Annotated in this window: 14 protein-coding genes and 1 pseudogene; 8 read left to right on the plus strand and 7 right to left on the minus strand. The window is 62.1% G+C overall.

The genetic code is table 11. The annotated features are described in order from the left end of the window. Positions 1-62: 62 nt before the first annotated feature. Together MUN81_RS01800 and MUN81_RS01805 are read right to left on the minus strand one after the other, a co-directional pair. Positions 63-872: a class I SAM-dependent methyltransferase gene (locus MUN81_RS01800; RefSeq protein WP_245114694.1), complete on the minus strand. Its 810-nt coding sequence runs from the start codon at positions 870-872 to the stop codon at positions 63-65. 95 nt (positions 873-967) lie between these two features. After that, positions 968-1,384, minus strand: coding sequence for a ribosome-binding factor A (locus MUN81_RS01805; protein ID WP_245114695.1), 417 nt, complete (start codon positions 1,382-1,384; stop codon positions 968-970). A gap of 100 nt (positions 1,385-1,484) precedes the next feature. On the opposite strand from MUN81_RS01805, the gene MUN81_RS01810 reads away from it, so the two are divergent. Continuing rightward, positions 1,485-2,903, plus strand: a complete 1,419-nt coding sequence (locus tag MUN81_RS01810) for a hypothetical protein (protein ID WP_245114696.1) — start codon at positions 1,485-1,487, stop codon at positions 2,901-2,903. A gap of 9 nt (positions 2,904-2,912) precedes the next feature. Here MUN81_RS01810 and MUN81_RS01815 read toward each other — a convergent pair whose 3' ends face one another. The 3 genes from MUN81_RS01815 to MUN81_RS01825 all read right to left on the minus strand — a co-directional run bounded on the left by MUN81_RS01815 (position 2,913) and on the right by MUN81_RS01825 (position 5,123). Continuing rightward, entirely contained in the window at positions 2,913-3,506 is a 594-nt protein-coding gene (locus MUN81_RS01815; RefSeq protein WP_245114697.1) for a hypothetical protein, read from the minus strand. An 18-nt stretch (positions 3,507-3,524) separates the two neighbouring features. Further along, complete coding sequence (gene selD, locus MUN81_RS01820; protein WP_245114698.1) at positions 3,525-4,583, minus strand: selenide, water dikinase SelD; 1,059 nt, start codon at positions 4,581-4,583, stop codon at positions 3,525-3,527. A gap of 63 nt (positions 4,584-4,646) precedes the next feature. Further along, entirely contained in the window at positions 4,647-5,123 is a 477-nt protein-coding gene (locus MUN81_RS01825) for a DUF2911 domain-containing protein (protein WP_245117448.1), read from the minus strand. Positions 5,124-5,480: 357 nt separating this feature from the next. Here MUN81_RS01825 and MUN81_RS01830 point away from each other — a divergent pair, with 357 nt between their 5' ends. From MUN81_RS01830 to infB, 3 genes and pseudogenes are all read left to right on the plus strand, one after another. Beyond that, complete coding sequence (locus tag MUN81_RS01830) at positions 5,481-5,951, plus strand: ribosome maturation factor (protein WP_245114699.1); 471 nt, start codon at positions 5,481-5,483, stop codon at positions 5,949-5,951. A gap of 16 nt (positions 5,952-5,967) precedes the next feature. Beyond that, a pseudogene (gene nusA, locus MUN81_RS01835) lies at positions 5,968-7,200 on the plus strand (transcription termination factor NusA); the annotation flags it as partial. A 338-nt stretch (positions 7,201-7,538) separates the two neighbouring features. Beyond that, on the plus strand, positions 7,539-10,559 hold the full coding sequence (infB, locus tag MUN81_RS01840) for a translation initiation factor IF-2 (protein ID WP_245114700.1): 3,021 nt from the start codon (positions 7,539-7,541) through the stop codon (positions 10,557-10,559). 76 nt (positions 10,560-10,635) lie between these two features. On the opposite strand, the gene MUN81_RS01845 is transcribed toward infB, so the two are convergent. Then, complete coding sequence (locus tag MUN81_RS01845; RefSeq protein ID WP_245114701.1) at positions 10,636-11,088, minus strand: hypothetical protein; 453 nt, start codon at positions 11,086-11,088, stop codon at positions 10,636-10,638. Positions 11,089-11,326: 238 nt separating this feature from the next. After that, positions 11,327-11,764, minus strand: coding sequence for a large conductance mechanosensitive channel protein MscL (gene mscL / locus MUN81_RS01850; protein ID WP_245114702.1), 438 nt, complete (start codon positions 11,762-11,764; stop codon positions 11,327-11,329). Between the two features lie 230 nt (positions 11,765-11,994). On the opposite strand from mscL, the gene MUN81_RS01855 reads away from it, so the two are divergent. The 4 genes from MUN81_RS01855 (at position 11,995) to MUN81_RS01870 (ending at position 16,079) form a co-directional block, all read left to right on the plus strand. After that, complete coding sequence (locus MUN81_RS01855; protein WP_245114703.1) at positions 11,995-12,786, plus strand: enoyl-CoA hydratase-related protein; 792 nt, start codon at positions 11,995-11,997, stop codon at positions 12,784-12,786. A 138-nt stretch (positions 12,787-12,924) separates the two neighbouring features. Then, positions 12,925-14,436, plus strand: a complete 1,512-nt coding sequence (locus MUN81_RS01860) for a polysaccharide biosynthesis C-terminal domain-containing protein (protein WP_245114704.1) — start codon at positions 12,925-12,927, stop codon at positions 14,434-14,436. A gap of 68 nt (positions 14,437-14,504) precedes the next feature. Then, positions 14,505-14,942 carry a dUTP diphosphatase gene (gene dut / locus MUN81_RS01865; RefSeq protein ID WP_245114705.1) on the plus strand — a complete coding sequence of 146 codons (438 nt, stop codon included), beginning with the start codon at positions 14,505-14,507 and terminating at the stop codon, positions 14,940-14,942. Positions 14,943-15,068: 126 nt separating this feature from the next. Continuing rightward, complete coding sequence (locus MUN81_RS01870; protein WP_245114706.1) at positions 15,069-16,079, plus strand: sugar phosphate nucleotidyltransferase; 1,011 nt, start codon at positions 15,069-15,071, stop codon at positions 16,077-16,079. The last annotated feature ends 81 nt before the right edge of the window (positions 16,080-16,160 follow it).

The raw sequence follows: 16,160 nt of genomic DNA on the forward strand, positions 1-16,160 counted from the left end.
AGCAATTTCGGGTAAAGCTATTGAATGCGCGTCAACGCTGGCTGGCGGCCGTTCGTTGCGGCCTACTTCCACGCCTTCACAATCAGGCCGGTGCCCGAGTCGTGCACCGTGCGGGCGTCGAGCCAGTTCAGCAACAGGCAGAACGGAAACGTGACGAGGTAGTAGAACGGCAAAATGATGAAAAACAGGCGCGACTTGCCCAGCATCAAAATCGGGTATTTCATGCTCAGGCGCCACGAAATCTGGCCGGGCTCGCCATAGGAATAACGGGCCTCCACGCGCTCGAAGCCGGCGGTGGTGAGCTTCTGCTGGATTTCGCGGATGTTGTAGCCATCGCGCACGTGCTCCTCGATGAAGCTGGTTTCGCCGTCGTCGTGCACGTCGGAGCCGCCCTGGTCGCTGGGCGTGGAAATCAGCAGCATGCCGCCGTCCTTCAGCGAAGCGTGGATGTTGCGAAACACCTCCACGTCTTCCAGAATGTGCTCCATCACGTCGACCGACAAGGCCAGGTCAAACGAGTTCGGCTCCCGGTACAGCACCAAGTCCTGCACCGCAAACTGCACATTGCGGCGCCCAATCTGCCGGAAAAAGGCGTTGGAGTCGGCCACCTGCTCCTCCTTCACGTCCACGGCCAGGATATTCCACTTGCTGCTCAGGCCACTCAGCCAGTAAGTGTATTGGCCATAGCCAGAGCCGGCGTCCAGGATGTTGAGCGGCTCCTGGGTGCGGCCTTTGGCCCAGCGGCGCAGCTCGCGGTGCACGTGCCAGGTGCGCAGCAGCAACAGGTCGAGCAGGTGATAAAACAGCCGGCGCAGCCACGGCGTGCGGTTGAATACCTGGCCGAGCGTCTTCTTAATCGGGTCGTAGTACAAGTCGGTAAATGGGGAAGTGAGTAAATGAGTAAATGGAGCGGGGCCAACAACGCATTGCGTTTGCGCCCTTACTCATTTACCCACTTGCTCATTTGCTAATTGAACAGGCGCGGGCGGGCCGGTTTGTCGTCGTTCTCGCCTTCGTCGTCCTTGGGCGCGGGCGGAATGTCGAGGGTGCCGAGCACCTGGTCCATGTGGGCGGCGTACGCGGCGCTGTCGTCGTGGAAGAAAATAAGCTCCGGCACCACGCGGGCCGTTTGGCGGATGCGTTTGGCCAGGGCGTGCCGAATTTCCTTGGCGTTGTCCTTGATGATTTCGAGGCGGTCGGCGGCGTTGTTGCCCAGCAGCAGGCTCAGGTACACGCGGGCCTGGCCCAGGTCGGGCGTCACTTTCACGGCGCTGATGGCCGGCGCCAGCCCGCCGCCGAAGAGGTGCGGCAGGTCGCGCTGCAGCACGGCGGCCAACTCCTGCTGCAGCAGGCTGGCCATTTTTTGTTGTCGTTTGCTTTCCATACTAAAGGGCAAAGGTACAATTCCGTCGCCAAGGGAATGCCGCCAGCAAAAAGGGAGTTCGCGTAGCCAATACCTTTGTTCCTTCCTTATTCCCTAAGAGTTGCTTCGCTTTTTCAAAAGCTCCTTGCCGGCGCAGCTGCTGGCCCTGCTGGTGCTGGTGCTGGCCCTGCGCCTGCCGCTGCTGTGGGCGGGCCTGCCCGTGACGGCCGCCGAGCTGCGCGCCCTGCTGGTGGGCGAGCGGCTGCACGGCGGCGCGCTGCCCTACCGCGACCTCTACGACGGCACCGCGCCGCTGGCCGCGGCCTTCTTCGGCGTGCTCGACGCCGTGCTGGCGCGCCCGGTGTGGCTCTACCGCGTGGTGGCGCTGTTTCTGCTGTTTGTGCAGGCGCTGCGGCTCAACGTGGTGTTCAACCGCTACGACGTGCACCCCGAGCGCGGCTACGTGGCTGCCCTCACCTACCTGCTGGTGGGCAGCATCAGCACCGATTTGGATGCGCTGTCGCCGCTGCTGCTCGGCAACACGTTCATTGTTTTTTCGCTGAGCGCACTGCTGCCCACTTCCCGCGAAGGCTACGACAACCGGCGCTTGTTCCGAGCCGGTTTTCTCATTGGCCTGGGGGCGCTGTGCTACCTGCCGCTGGCGCTGTTTCTGATTGTGGGGCTGTTTGCGGTGGTCATTTTTGCGGCCAATTCTTTCCGCAGTTCGCTGCTGCTGCTGTGCGGGTTTTTCTTCCCGTATGCGCTGGTGGCCACGTTCTTTTTCTACACGGGCGCCTTGCCGGGGTTTGTGCAGTTTCACCTGCAGCCGGGGCTCACCGACCTCATTGCCAGCGGCCTGCCGGCGGGGCTGCAGCTGCGGCTGCTCATTGTGCCGGGCGTGGTGCTGGTGCTGGCCTTGCTGCGCTCGCTGGGCACGTCGCTGGGCCTGGTGTTTCAGGCCAAGTTCCGGCAGCTGATGCTGGTGTGGCTGGTAGTGGCCATTGCCACGGCGGCCGTGGAGCGCGGCGCGGCCCCTGGCGTGCTGGTGCTGCTGATGGCGCCGCTGGCGTATTTCAGCCTGTTTCTGTGGCAGCGCTACCGGCAGCCCTTGCTGCTTGAACTGCTGTTGCTGCTCATCATCAATGCGGCGGTGGTGCTGCGCTACCGGGCCCACGTGCCCCGCCTCGAAGGCCTGCTGCACATGCCCGCCGAAAGCCGCTTCGGCCTCGAGCCCGACCCGCGCTTTGCCGCCCTGCGCGACCAGACCCTGCTCATCCTCGGCCCCGACGACCGCGCGTATTTTCACAATCACCCCGCCACGCCTTACCTCGACTGGGCCCTCTCGCAAGCCGATTTCGGCCACCTCAACGAGTACGCCGCCGTGGTGCGCGTAGCCGAAAAAATGGGCGTCAACCCACCCGCCTATCTACTGGACCAAGGCAACCACGTGCCGCGCCTCAAGAAGCTGCTCCCGAACATCTTCGGCCCATACGAGCCGGCCGGCACGCCCGGGCTCTACGAGCGCAAGGCTCGTCCTTAAGCGCTGCTTCTACACCCAGCCCCAATAAACAGCGCGCCGCGCGGTAGGGACGCTGCGTAGAAACGAGGCCAGCGGCTCCAGCTCCGTAAGCAGCGAGGTAAGCGTGATGACGCGGCCATCGGCCAGGTACAGCTGCAGGTAGTCGTAGCGCGCCCAGAAGGTGCGGCGCGCCCGGCAGGTCACGCGCTCCACTTTGGCCAAATCGCGCCGTGCGAAGGGAATGCGCTGCCCGGCCTCGTACACTTCAAAGCGGTTTTCGGCGGGCTGGAAAACCAGCGTGGTTTCGTGGTTGAGCATCCAGTAGCGCAGGTGCAGCAGCAGTGCGGGGCCGCTAAGCAGCAGCGTAAACAGCACAAAGCCGCCCGTCAGCAGCCACTCAAACGCGCTGGCCGGCGTCGCGCCCATCGCCACGGCCGGCAGCACGCTCAGGCCCGCGCCCAGCGCCAGCAGCGGCCAGAACAGCAGCCGCAGCTGCCGCGCCGTGGTGGTCTGGTACACCTGCGTGCGCCTCGAGAATAGCCCGCTCACCCAGCGCGCCGCGCCCAGCACCAGCAACAGTACCACGGCCACTTCCAGCAGCGGGCGGATAAAGGACGACTTCATAGAAAATCCAAGCCGGCCCTAGGCCATCACCTGCACCCAGGCCTCGCCTTCGGTGTGGGCGCGCAGGTGGCCGAAGCTTTCCAGCGCCAGCCCGTGCTTGGCAAACACCGCCTCCACAGCCGCGCGGCCGCTGGGTTCCACGCACACCAGTAGGCCGCCCGAAGTCTGCGGGTCGCATAGCCAAGCGCGCTGCTCATCCGTGATGGTGCCGACTTTGTGGCCGTAGCTGGCCCAGTTGCGGTTGGTGCCGCCGGGCACGCTGCCCTGCTTGAGGTAAGAGTCAGCTGCGGCAATGCGCGGCACTTTGGCAAAGTCAATTTCGGCCGTCAGCCCGCTGCCTTCGCACACTTCGGCCAGGTGACCCAGCAGGCCAAAGCCGGTTACGTCGGTCAGGGCCGTCACGGCCGGCAGTTTGCTTAGCTCCGCTCCAATCTTATTGAGCTGCATCATCTGGGCCGGCGCCAGAGCTGCGTCCTCATCGCGCAAAATGCCTTTTTTCTGCGCCGTGGTCAGGATACCTACGCCCAGCGGCTTGGTCAGGAAAAGCTCCGAGCCGGCCGTAGCCGTGTCGTTCTGCTTCAGGTCTGCTATTTCCACCATGCCCGTCACGGCCAGCCCAAAAATGGGCTCCGGCGAGTCGATGCTGTGGCCGCCGGCCAGCGGAATGCCGGCCTCGGCACAAATGCTGCGGGCACCTTCCAATACGCGGCGCGCCACCTCGGGCGGCAGCTTATCCACGGGCCAGCCCAGCACGGCAATGGCCAGCAGCGGCCGCCCGCCCATGGCGTACACGTCCGAAATGGCATTGGCCGAGGCGATGCGCCCGAAATCATAGGCGTCGTCGACGATGGGCATGAAGAAGTCGGTGGTCGAAATCACGGCCTGGCCCCCGCCGATGTCGTACACGGCCGCATCGTCGCGGCTGGCATTGCCCACCAGCAGCTGGTCGTGGTGCGGCTGGGCAATGCTGGTGTGCAGCATCTGGTCGAGCACGGCCGGCGCGATTTTGCAGCCGCAGCCCGCGCCGTGGCTGTATTGGGTGAGTTTGTATTCCATGGGTTGGGAAGTTTCGGGCATGGGTGCAAAAGTAAGCGGGCGGCCCACCTGGGCCGCCCGCGTCCGTTCGTATAACGGTTGAGCCTACTTGATGGCTACCGGCAGCTCCACGTTTTCCCAGCGCAGCACCAGCGCCTTGGGCGTCACTTCGTAGGCCAGCCGCTCGGTCACGCTGGCGCTTTTGCGGGGCGCCACCATCACGCGCAGCGCGTCCTGCTTCTCATCGTATTTGAAAGCACCCCACTGGTTGGGCACCTTATTAAAGATTACCGTCCATTTCCCTGTCTCGGCCGGAATCACGAAGAAGCCGTACTTGCCGGCGGGCAGGGGCTTGCCTTCCACCGTCACGTCTTTGCTGAATTCCACCGTGGTGGCCTCGTTGGCGCCGGCACGCCACACTTTGCCGTAGGGCTCTAGGCCGCCAAAAATCTTGCGGCCCTTCACCCCCGGGCTGCTGTAGTTCACCGTCACGTCCGCCGTGCCGATTTTGCCGGTGGCCGTAGCGGCGGGGCTGGGCTTCTCCTTGGCCGGTGCGGCCGGCATAGCGGGAGTGGCCGGCATGGTCTGGGCCTGAGCGGCGGTGGCGGCCAAGGCCGTCACAACGCCAAAAACGAATTGACGGAGCAGTTGACTGGTTTGCATGAGCGTAAAGTAAAAAGGTGAGAATGTGCGCGCAAAGGTGCAGATTGCCTGCCAAACCGCACAAGGCAAACGCATGTTTGCAAAGGCCCGTGTTTTCCGCTGCGGTTGCACCCATCGGTTCCTGCCCAGCCTATGCCACAAAAGCCACCCCGCGCCGCGCCGCACCGGCCCGCCTTGCATTCAGTTTAACAATGTTGTACCTTTGCCTCAGAAGTTGGTATTCGCTTTCGCAAAGAGGGGACGCAGAGTCCCCTCTTTTTTTGCCCCGTTTTATCCATGTCCTACGACCGTACCCTGCTGCTGGAAATGCTCCGCGACGCCATCGGCGACCTGGAGCTGTTCATCGTGGGCCTCACCGTGTCCGATTCGGTAATGCCCAAGATTACCGTCATCCTCGACGGCCCCACCGGCCTGGGCATCAACGAGTGCGCCATGATTAGCCGCCGCCTCAACCGCCGCATCGAGGAGCGCTACGGCGAGGATTCGGTGTATTCGCTCGAAGTCACCAGCCCCGGCGCCGACCAGCCCCTCACCGACCCGCGCCAGTACACCCGCCACATCGGCCGCTCGCTGGCCCTGAAGCTCAACGACGGCACCGAGAAAACCGGCGTCCTTACCGCCGCCACCTCCGAGGGCGTGGAAATCGAAGAAGTCATCAAGCAAAAAACCAAGAAAACCACCCTGCCCGCCGCTTTTTATTCCTTTGGGGACATAAAAGAGGCCAAGGTTGTTATCTCTTTCAAATAAATACAGTTCTGCCTCTATGAACAGCCACGAACTAATTGAGTCCTTCAGCGAATTTGCCCGGAGCAAGAACATCGACCGTCCCACGATGATGAGCATTCTGGACGACGTGTTTCGCACCATGATTCGCAAGAAGTACGACCAGGACGAAAACTTCGACGTTATCATCAACCCTGACAACGGTGACTTGGAAATTTGGCGCAACCGCGAAATCGTGGACGACAACTCCGAGGATATCTGGGACTTCGATAAAATTCCGCTGGCCGAAGCCCAAAAAATCGAGCCCGACTTCGAAATCGGCGAGTCCGTGGCCGAGGCCGTGAAGCTGGAGGATTTCGGTCGTCGCGCCGTGCTCATGGCCCGCCAAACGCTGATTCAGCGCGTGAAGGACCTCGAGCGCGACAACCTCTACCAGAAATACAAAGACCAGGTGGGCGAAATCGTGACCGGCGAAGTCTACCAGGTGTGGAGCCGCGAGGCCCTCATCATGGACAAGGACGACAACGAGCTGGTGATGCCCAAGGGCGAGCAAATCCCCAAGGACCGTTTCCGCAAGGGCGACACCGTGCGCGCCGTGGTGCACCGCGTGGAAGTCATCAACGGCACGCCGAAAATCATCCTTTCCCGCGCCGCGCCCGCTTTCCTCGAGCGTTTGTTTGAGCTGGAAGTGCCCGAGATTTACGACGGCCTCATCACCATCAAAAACGTGGTGCGCGAGCCCGGCGAGCGCGCCAAAGTGGCCGTAGAAAGCTACGACGAGCGGATTGACCCCGTGGGTGCCTGCGTCGGCATGAAGGGCAGCCGCATTCATCCGGTGGTGCGCGAGCTCGAAAACGAGAACATCGACATCATCAACTACACCGATAACCTGGAACTCTATATTGCCCGGGCACTATCCCCGGCCAAGGTGGGTTCTATGAAGATAAACCAGGAAAACGGCCGGGTTTCCGTGTTCATGAAGCCCGACCAGGTGAGCCTGGCCATCGGCCGCGGCGGCGCCAACATCAAGCTGGCCAGCCGCCTGGTGGGCATGGAAATCGACGTATTCCGCGAAGCCACCGACTACGAAGAAGACATCTCGCTGGACGAGTTCCAGGACGAAATAGAGCCGTGGGTACTGGCCGAGCTCAAGAAAATTGGCCTCGACACCGGCCGCGCCGTATTGGCGGTGAAGAAAGACGACATCGTGCGCCGCACTGAGCTCGAAGAAGAAATGGTGGACGATGTGTACCGCATTATCCGCCAAGAATTTGCCGACGACGAAGACCTCGACGACAGCACCCTAGAAGCCGCTAAAAACCGCGTTGCCGCCGGTAAAAATGACGATGGCGTCGCCACCGAAGAAGCCGCAGTAACGCACGCCTCGGCTACCGCCGTAGCGGCCGAACACGCCGTATTGGATACGGAAACCGAAGCAACGACTGAGGAAGCGGGCGCCAGCTCTCCCGCCGAGCCAGCCCAATGACGGCCGCGCGGCCGGTACGGCAAGGGTAATAAATCGGGCCAGCAGGCTCGGTTTACGCCCTGCTGGCAAGATTTAATGTAATACCTTTGCACTTAGAAGCGTATCGTACGCGAGTAACAGATAGAATGGCGGAAGCAACCCCGAAACGGCTACAACAGGCGGCCAAAGACCTGAACATTGGAATGGACAGGGTGGTCGAGGCCCTGGCCAAAAAAGGCATACAAGTAGAAAACAAGCCGACCACGAAGCTCACTGGTGAGCAAGTGGCCTCGCTTGAAAAGGAATTTGCAGCCTCAGCTCACGACCGTCAGGAGGCCCAGAAGGTCATCCAGGCGAAGCGTCAGAGCGACCTTGATGCGGCCCCCAAGCCCGCACCGGCGCCCCCGCGTCCGGCTCCCGTGGCTGCCCCCGCACCGGCTCCCAAGCCGGCCGCGCCCGTGGCTCCGGTGGCGGCGGCCACTCCGGCGCCCGCGCCTGCTGCCCCGGCTGCAGCCGCTACGGCACCTGCTCCCACGTCCGCTCCCCAGGCGCCAGCCGCGCCCGGGCTCAAAGTATTAGGCAAAATTGAGTTGGACAGCAAAGGCCGCGTGGTGGCTCCCAAGCCTGCCGCACCGGCTCAAGCCCCGGCTGCTCCGGCCCCGGCTCCCGCTGCTCCGAAAGTAGAAGCTCCCGCTCCGCCCAAGGCTGAGACGCCAGCTCCGGCAGCCGCTGCCGCACCGCAGCCCGTTGCCAAGGCTGAGCCTGTTGCGGCTCCGGCCGCTACGCCGGCTCCTGCTCCGGTAGCGCCCGCGGCTCCCGTTGCGGCAACGCCCGCCGCTCCGGCTGCTGCTGCTCCGGCAGTTCCCGCCGATGGCGGCACGCCGGAAGACACCAGCACCATCGTGGCCAAGTCGGACACGCTGAAGGGCCTCACGGTTCTCGGCAAAATCGACTTGTCTTCCATCAACAACGACCGTCGTGGTCCGGGTCGTGGCCCTCGCCCCATTGCGTCGTCCGACGTAAGCAAGCGCGGTTTGCCTGCTGGCCCCGGCCAGAAGAAGCGCACGCGCCTGCCTGGCCCTCCCGGCAGCACTACCTCGCCGCCCAGCCCCGGCTACCAGGGCAACCGCCCGGCGGGTGGTCAGGGTGGTGGCTACCAGGGCAACCGCCCCGGCGGTGGTCAAGGCGGCAATCGCCCCGGCCAGCGCCCCGGCCAGCCCGGTCCCAAGCCAAATGCTCCTGCGCTCACGCCGGAGCAGGCCGAAAAGCAAATTCAGGAGCAGATTAAGGCCACGCTGGCCAAGCTCGGCGGCAACAAAGCCACCGGCCAGGCCAACCGTGCCAAGTATCGCCGCGACAAGCGCAGCATGCTGGCGGAGGACCGCGAGGCCCTGCGTGCACAGAACGAGCTCGACGCCAAGACCCTCAAACTCACCGAATTCATCTCGGCCAATGACTTGGCTTCGCTGATGGACGTGAACGTGAACGAGGTTATCAAGGTATGCCTGGGCATGGGCATGTTCGTGTCCATCAACCAGCGTCTTGATGCGGAAGCCATCACCGTGATTGCCGATGAATTCGGCTTTGACGTGGAGTTCCTGTCGGCCGAAGAGGAAGAAATCAGCATCGATGCCGGCGACGCCGAAGAGGACCTGCGTCCGCGTGCTCCCATCGTGACTATCATGGGCCACGTCGACCACGGCAAAACCTCGCTGCTTGACTACATCCGCGACGCGAGTGTGGCCAAGGGCGAAGCCGGCGGCATCACGCAGCACATTGGCGCTTACGAGGTGCGCACGAAATCGGGCCAGCCCATTACCTTCCTCGATACGCCTGGTCACGAAGCCTTTACGGCCATGCGTGCCCGTGGTGCCAAGGTGACGGATATCGCCATCATTGTGGTGGCGGCCGACGACTCGGTGATGCCGCAGACCAAGGAAGCCATCAACCACGCGCAAGCGGCTGGGGTGCCGATTATCATCGCCCTCAACAAGATTGACAAGCCTGCGGCTAACCCCGAGAAAATCCGCGAGGAGCTTTCCCAGATTAACATTCTGGTGGAAGAATGGGGTGGCAAATACCAGAGCCAGGAGGTTTCGGCCAAATCGGGTATCGGTATTGACGACCTGCTGGAAAAGGTACTGCTGGAGGCTGAATTGCTCGACCTGAAAGCCAACCCTGACCGCAACGCCATCGGTACCGTTATCGAAGCCTCGCTGGACAAAGGCCGTGGCTACGTGACCACCGTGCTGGTGCAAACCGGTACGCTGAACGTGGGCGACGTGATTCTGGCCGGCCCGCACTTCGGCCGCGTGAAGGCCATGACCGACCACCGCGGCAAGAAGATGAAGACCGCCCCGCCCGCTACGCCGGTGCAGGTGCTCGGCCTGACCGGTGCCCCGCAGGCCGGCGACCGCCTGCAGGTGATGGAAACGGAACGCGAAGCCCGAGAAATCGCCACGCAACGCCTGCAGCTGGCCCGCGAGCAAACCATCCGGACCAAAAAGCATATCACGCTGGACGAAATTGGTCGCCGCCTGGCCATCGGTTCGTTCAAGGAACTCAACATCCTAGTGAAGGGCGACGTGGACGGTTCGGTGGAAGCACTTTCCGACTCGCTGCTCAAGCTGAGCACGCCGGAAGTGAAGGTGAACATCCTCTCGAAAGGGGTGGGCGCCATTTCGGAAAGCGACGTGTTGCTGGCTTCTGCTTCCGACGCCATCATCATCGGCTTCCAGGTGCGGCCTTCGCAGAGTGCCCGCAAGCTGGCTGAGAACGAGCAGATTGACATCCGCCTGTACTCCATCATTTACAACGCCATCAACGAGGTGAAGGATGCCATGGAAGGCATGCTGGCCCCGACGGTGCAGGAAGTGGTGGTGGCCAACGCCGAGGTTCGTCAGGTGTTCAACATCACCAAAGTGGGTACCATTGCCGGCTGTATGATGACGGAAGGCACCATGACCCGCAAAACCAAGGTGCGCGTGGTGCGCGACGGCATCGTGCTGCACACCGGCGACATTCAGGACCTCAAGCGTTTCAAGGACGACGTGAGCGAGGTGCGCCAGGGCTACGAGTGCGGTATCTCCATCAAAGGCTTCAACGAGCTGCAGGAAGGGGATAACATCGAAGGCTTCGAAGAAAAGGAAATCAAGCGGACGCTGTAAGGCCGAAGCCTATTCCATTAAAAAAGCCCCCGCTGCCGATGCAGCGGGGGCTTTTTGTTGTTGCTAAGACGGTGAATTAAAACAGGAGGAAACGCTTTTTTGCGTTCTTGTGCTTGTGCACCAGGGGCTTGCCGGCAGGGTTGGAGCCGCCGATGGGGTGGCTTTGGCCCCGCTTCTGCTCCATGGTGCCGGATTTTGACTTGAATTTTCTCACCATGAAGCCGCCCCCGCTGCGGTTGGAGTCGAACTGCCGCTCGGGGCTGCCGTTGCGGCCGCCGAAGCTGGTGTTGCCGGTGCGGGCTTCGAGAAGCTCGAGCTGCTGGTCGCGCTTCACTTCCTCGGGCGTCATGGCGGCGCGGCGCTGGTTGCGGGCCAGCTCCAGGGCGTTGTTGCCGGAAGTGCTACGGGCGTTGGCCTGGCTACTGCCCTGGCCGGCGGTGGGGAAAGCGGGCCCGGTTTGGGCGTGAGCGGCCGACGAAAGGCCAAAACTCAGGCCGCTCAGCAGAACGGCAGCGCAAAGAAATTTCATGTCTGGCAAAAAGGGTGGAAGGGGAGGATGCAACCTAACGGATGGGCGACGCGGGTGGTTCACCGAAGATCCTGATTGAAGGCCGTTGGGTGTTAGGTCGCCCCTAAGTTCGCAACTTATTTTGATTCGGCCAATTAGTGCGCTTACCTAAAACCGACACTTGAGCCAAAAAAACGCAAAATCGCTGCCCACGCCTCGGTGGACAGCGGTTTTTACCGGCTAAACGGAAAGTGAGCTATTAAGCCCGGCCGGTACGCAGGGCGTCGCGGATTTCCATCAGCAGTTGCTGGTCGGTGGTGGGCGGCGGTGGGGTGGCGGGCACGGCCACTACTTCCACCGGCTTCTTCCGAATGCTGTTGGCGCCCTTCACAATCAGGAACACGATGAAGGCAATGATGAGGAAGTTGATGACGGCGTTGAGAAACAGGCCGTAGTTGAGCGTGCCCACGCCGGCCTTTTTGGCTTCTTCGATGGTGGTGTAGTGCTGGCCGTTCATGGCCACGAACAGGTTGGCGAAATCGACTTTGCCGAGGGCCAGGCCCACAACGGGCATGATGATGTCGTCGGTGAGCGAAGTGACGATTTTGCCAAAGGCCGCGCCGATGATGACGCCCACGGCGAGGTCGAGCACATTGCCTTTGGCAATAAATTCTTTGAATTCGGAGACGAAGCCCATAGCAGAGGTATTAAAAGGTGAAAGAATGAGTTGGCGATAAAGCTACTTATTTAAAAACAAATACATAGCTGCTTTACAGTGGCAAAGTTGAATATTTCCAGCGTTGCCAGGCGGCTGCTTTCGACCGGCCGGGTCGAAATGGCGTTCAGTCCCGGCCTTGGCCCGACCAGCCTCCCACGCCCGGGGCGCTATCTTTGGCGGGGCCAAGTCAAACCTGCCTCCTTTTCGTTATGTCCGCTTCGTTCGAAAACCTGCTTTATGACCTCGACGCCGCCAGCGGCATCCTCACCCTTACCATCAACCGCCCCAGCAAGCTCAACGCGCTGAACGCGGCCACCATTGCCGACATCGACGCGGCCGTGCAGCAGGCGCTCAACGAGCCGGCCGTGCGCGGCATCATCCTCACGGGCAGCGGTGAGAAGGCCTTTGTGGCCGGGGCCGACATTGCCGAACTGGCCGCCCTCACGCCCGCACAGGCCGCCCGCGCCGCCGAGCGCGGCCAGGAAGCCTTCTGCCGCATCGAGGAAAGCACCAAGCCCGTGGTGGCGGCCGTGAACGGCTTTGCGCTGGGCGGCGGCTGCGAGCTGGCCATGGCCTGCCACATGCGCGTGGCTTCCGACAACGCCCGCTTTGGCCAGCCCGAGGTGAACCTGGGCCTGCTGCCCGGCTACGGCGGCACGCAGCGCCTGCCCCAGCTCATCGGCAAAGGCAAGGCCATTGAGCTGCTGCTGACGGCCGACATGGTGAAGGCCGACGAGGCCCTGCGCCTGGGCCTGGTGAACCACGTGGTGCCGCAGGCCGAGCTGCTGCCCTTTTGCCAGCAGCTGCTGGGCAAGATTTTGGGCAAGGCCCCGCTGGCGGTGGGCATGGTGCTGGAATGCGTGAATGCGCATTACGCCAAGAACACGAACGGCTACGAGGCGGAAGTGAAAGCCTTCGGCCGGGCCTTCGAAAGCGAGGATTTTAAAGAAGGCACCACAGCGTTTGTGGAGAAGCGCGCGGCCGTGTTCACCGGCAAATAGAACTATAATCTGTCATCCTTATCTGGCGTCCGCGCAGCGAAGGACCTTCTCACGTTTGAACAACTCGTTTGAGCGTGAGAAGGTCCTTCGCTGCGCGGACGCCAGATAAGGATGACAGCTGGATTTCACCGACGACGAATGAGTGTAGCAAAAAAACTGGCCTCGCAGACGGCCGTGTATGGCGTGAGCAGCATTGTGGGCCGGGTGCTCTCGTATCTGCTGACGCCGGTGTACACGGCAGCGTTTGCGGCAGCCGAATTTGGGGTGGTGACGGGGGTGTATGCCTACGTGTCGTTTCTGAACGTGCTGTTCACCTACGGCATGGAAACCACCTATTTCCGCTTTGCCAACCGCCCGGGCACCGACCGCCGGGACCTGTACGACCGGGTGCTGAGCCTGCTGCTGCTGAGCACTGTCGTGCTCACCATCGTGCTCATTCTGCTGGCCAAGCCGCTGCTGGCCATGCTGGGCATTCCGCCGGGCCACGAGCAGTACGGCGTGTGGATGGCCCTGATTCTGGGCCTAGACGCCCTGGCGGCCATTCCCTTTGCCCGGCTGCGACTGGAAAACAAGGCCCGCAAGTTTGCCACCATCCGGTTGGTGAACATCGTGGTGAACGTGGGGCTGAACCTGTTCTTTCTGGTGTTTTGCCCGGCGGTGGCCAGCGGCAAGTGGCTGCCCGGCCTGCAGCCGCTGGTGGCGCGGGTGTTCGACCCCACCATTGGGGTGAGCTATGTGTTTCTGTCGAACCTGTTTGCCAGCGGGCTCACGCTGCTGCTGCTGTGGCGCGAGGTGCTGGATTTCCGCTTCCGTCTGAACCTGGCCTTTCTGCGGCCGCTGCTGGGCTACACCTTCCCGCTCATGCTGATGGGACTGGCTGGCATGGTAAACGAGACGCTGGACCGCATCATGCTGCCCATGTGGCTGCCCAGGAATTTCTACCCCGGCCAAAGCAGCCTCACGGCGGTGGGCATTTACGGGGCCTGTTACAAGCTCAGCATCTTCATGCAGCTCGTGAACCAAGCGTTTCGCTACGCCGCCGACCCCTTCTTTTTCTCGCAGGCCACCGAGAAGAACTCGCCCGCCACGTTTGCCTTGGTAATGAAATGGTTTACGCTGTGCTGCGCCGTGATATTTGTGGGCGTCAGCCTTAATGTGGAGGATTTCGGGCGGCTTTTCCTCAAGCGGCCCGAGTACCTGCAGGGGCTGGTGGTGGTGCCCATTCTGCTGCTGGCCAACCTGTTTCTGGGCGTGTACTACAACCTGTCGGTGTGGTTTAAGCTGACCGACAAGACCTACTTCGGCACCTACATCGGGGCGGGCGGGGCCGTGCTCACCATTGCGCTCAACTTCTTGTTGATTCCGCTGCTGGGCTACCTGGGCTCGGCCCTGGCCACACTGGCCTGCTACTTTATGATGGCGGTGCTGTGCTGGCGGCTGGGCGAGCGACACTTTCCGGTGCCCTACCCGGCGCTGCGGCTGGGGCTGTGGCTGCTGTTTGCCGCTGGGCTGGTGGCGCTGGGCTGGTGGCTGCAGCCGGCCGATTGGTGGATGCGCCACGCTTGGCACGCGGGCCTGACGGTGCTGTTCCTGGCAGCGCTGTGGGCGGTGGAGCGGCCGCAGGCGGCTTTTTCCACCAAAGCGGCCTGATTAAGGCCGATATAGCCTCGTGGCTATCTTTACGACCCCATCCAATCCTTTAAGCTGGTCATTTCTCCATGCTCATTCCCGTCATCAACCACTCCGGCCATCCGCTACCCGAATACCAGACGCCCCACGCCGCCGGCCTCGATTTGCGGGCCCACCTGCCTGAGGGCCCCGTCACGCTGGGCCCGCTGGAGCGGCAGTTGATTCCGACGGGGCTGGGTATGGAAATTCCGGTGGGCTACGAGGCGCAGGTGCGGCCCCGCAGTGGGCTGGCCGTGAAGCACGGCATCGGCATTGTGAACAGCCCGGGCACGATAGACGCCGACTACCGGGGCGAAATCCGGGTGTTGCTGGTGAATTTATCGAACGAGCCCTTCGTGGTGAACGACGGCGAACGCATTGCCCAACTGATAGTTGCCAAGCACGAAACCATTGCCTGGCAGCCCGCCGAAACCTTGAGCGTAACCCAACGCGGCGCGGGTGGGTATGGCAGTACAGGAAAAAGCTAACATCCGGTAATCGGTTGTTGGCGGGCAGGTCCTAGCTTCGGGCCGCCAAATGGCCGCCGGACGGGAGCGGCTGAAAATCTGCGCACACTGAACGAACTTTACAAATACCTGACCACTACTTCACACATGAAAATCATCGTTCCGATGGCCGGCATGGGCAAGCGCATGCGCCCCCACACCCTCACCGTTCCCAAACCCCTGATTCCGATTGCGGGCAAGCCCATTGTGCAGCGCCTCGTGGAGGACATTGCCAAAGTGTGCGGCGAGCCGGTGGACGAAGTCGCTTTCATCATCGGTCGCTTTGGCGCCGAGGTGGAGAAAAACCTGGTGAAAATAGCCGAGTCGGTGGGCGCCAAAGGAACCATCGTGTACCAGGACGAGCCCCTGGGCACGGCCCACGCCATTCTCTGCGCCAAAGAGGCCTTGACCGGCCCCGTGGTGGTGGCATTTGCCGACACGCTGTTCAAAGCCGACTTCACCCTCGATTCCAGCGTGCCCGGCACCATCTGGGTGCAGCAGGTGGAAGACCCGCGCCCCTTCGGCGTGGTGAAATTGAACGAGCAGGGCCAGATTACCGATTTCGTGGAGAAGCCCGAGACGTTCGTGTCGGACCTGGCCATCATCGGCATCTACTACTTCCAGGACGGCGACTACCTGCGCGATGAGCTGCAGTACCTGCTCGACAACGACATCAAGGACAAAGGCGAGTACCAGCTCACCAACGCCTTGGAGAATATGAAGAACAAAGGCACGGTGTTCGTGCCCGGCCGCGTGACCGAGTGGCTCGACTGCGGCAACAAAGACGCCACCGTATACACGAACCAGCGCTACCTGGAGTACCTGAAGGAGCGCGGCGAGTCGCTGGTGGCTTCATCGGCCAAAATCACCAATTCGGTCATTATTGAGCCGGTGTACATCGGCGAAAACGCCATCGTGACGGACTCGGTGGTGGGCCCGCACGTGAGCCTGGGCGACCACGCCAACGTGCGCGACTCGCGCCTGTCGAATTCCATTGTGCAGCAGTCGGCTTCGGTGCTGAATGCGGTTATCACCAATTCGATGATTGGCAACCACGCCGGCGTGACCGGTACGCCCGACGACTTGAGCCTGGGCGATTATAACCAGTTGCGCGTGTGACATTTTAAGGCGGAAATGCGTTACTAGCGACGCGGCCTTCTGCGGAGGGCCGCGTCGTTCGTTCGTAATCCCCGTAAATTC

It is taken from the genome of Hymenobacter sp. 5317J-9, assembly GCF_022921075.1.
Classification (GTDB): Bacteria; Bacteroidota; Bacteroidia; order Cytophagales; family Hymenobacteraceae; genus Hymenobacter.